Here is a 1,714-nt window from a genome sequence, read left to right as displayed (position 1 = left end):
GATCCGAGCGCACGGCGCGCCTGATCGACCAGATGGAATTGCAGCTCGAAGAACTGGTGATGGATGAAGCCGCAGCGCAGGCGGCTGCCGCCAAGACCTCGAGCGTACGTTCGTTCACGCGCAAACGGCCGGTCCGAAAGCCGTGGCCGGAGGATATCGAGCGCGAGCGCGTGGTGATCGATCCCCCAGTCACCTGTGCATGCTGCGGCGGGTCGCGCCTGTCGAAACTGGGCGAGGACGTCACCGAGACGCTCGAGGAGGTTCCGCGCCGGTTCAAAGTGATCGAGACGGTGCGGGAGAAATTTACCTGCCGTGACTGCGAGGCGATCAGCCAGCCGCCGGCGCCGTTCCATGCCACGCCGCGCGGCTTCATCGGTCCTCATCTGCTGGCGACGATCCTGTTTGACAAGTTTGGAATGCATAGCCCTCTCAACCGCCAGAGCACCCGGTTCAAATGTGAGGGCCTCGAGCTTTCGACCTCGACGCTGGCCGACCAGGTCGGGTATGGAACAGCCGCGCTCCTGCCGATCTTTGATCTGATCGAGGCGCATGTCTTCGCGGCCGAGCGCCTTTTTGGCGACGACACCACCATTCCCATCCAGGCCAAAGACAAATGCATGACCGGGCGAATATGGACCTACGTGCGCGATGACCGGCCCTACGGCGGAGTGGCAGCGCCGGCAGCCATATACTATGCGTCGAGCGACCGCCGCGGCGAGCACCCGCAGAAGCACCTGGCCAAGTATGGCGGCATTCTGCAGAGTGAATTGTTACAATGGCTTCGAGCCGCTCAGTGTCGCCGAAAAGAAAGCGGTACCGATCACCTTCGCCTTTTGCCATGCACACGCGCGGCGTAAATTCTTTGAACTGGCCGACATCCAGAAAAGTGCCCGCGACCGCAAACGCAAAGGCAAGCCGATCTCGCCGATCGCATTGGAGGCCGTCCAACGGTACGACGTGCTGTTCGAGATCGAACGCGAGATCAATGGATTGAGCGCCGAAGAACGACTGGCCGCGCGGCAGGAAAAGAGCAAGCCGCTGTTCGATGACATGCACGAGTGGCTGAAACGGGAGCGCGCCACGCTCAGCAAATCGTCCGAGGTGATCGAGCCGATCGATTACATGCTGAAACGCTGGGATGGTTTTGCCCGTTTCCTGGAAGATGGTCGGATTTGTCTCACGAACAATGCGGCCGAGCGCGCGCTGAGAGGAATTGCACTCGCGCGTCGAAACTGGACCTTCGCCGGTTCCCAGCGTGGGGCCGATCGAGCCGCCATCATGCTCTCCGTCATCACAACCTGCCGTCTCAACGACGCCGACCCCAAGGCGTGGCTCGCCGATGTGTTCGCCCGCATCGCCGATCTTCCCGTCTCCCGCCTGCACGAACTACTGCCTTGGCAATGGAAGGCACACAAAGGGACGGCTATTGCGGCGGCCGCGTAAACAGCTCCCGGAACAACGCTTCCGAACGCTCCAAGCCTTCATCGGTCAGGATCAATGACTTCGACTTGCTGACTGGGTCGCCGATCATGCCCTTCTTGTGAAGCCGATCCGTCGTTGCCCAGTCGAAACCCTTCCAGGCAGAACGCTCGTTATGCAGCGTCAGCCATAACAGCGCTAAAACGGCATCGTCGATCTTGTCCTCATCGATCTCCATGAACCGACGTTACCACGCGCGGCGCCCAAAATCCCGCGGCCCTGCTCGGATGGATAC

Annotated in this window: 1 protein-coding gene and 1 pseudogene; one reads left to right on the top strand and one right to left on the bottom strand. The window is 61.0% G+C overall.

The window, feature by feature from the left end; translation table 11 throughout:
* Positions 1-1,443 (top strand): annotated as a pseudogene (tnpC, locus tag DUT91_RS24920) (IS66 family transposase); the annotation flags it as partial.
* Here tnpC and DUT91_RS24915 read toward each other — a convergent pair.
* On the bottom strand, positions 1,424-1,657 hold the full coding sequence (locus DUT91_RS24915) for a DUF6429 family protein (protein WP_114443045.1): 234 nt from the start codon (positions 1,655-1,657) through the stop codon (positions 1,424-1,426). The pseudogene tnpC and the gene DUT91_RS24915 sit on opposite strands and share 20 nt — an antisense overlap.
* Positions 1,658-1,714 lie beyond the last annotated feature (57 nt).

It is taken from the genome of Paramesorhizobium salinisoli, assembly GCF_003335045.1.
In the GTDB taxonomy this organism is placed as follows: Bacteria; Pseudomonadota; Alphaproteobacteria; order Rhizobiales; family Rhizobiaceae; genus Paramesorhizobium; species Paramesorhizobium salinisoli.
Note: the sequence above shows the minus strand (reverse complement) of the source record. Positions and strands in the feature narration are given on the sequence as shown.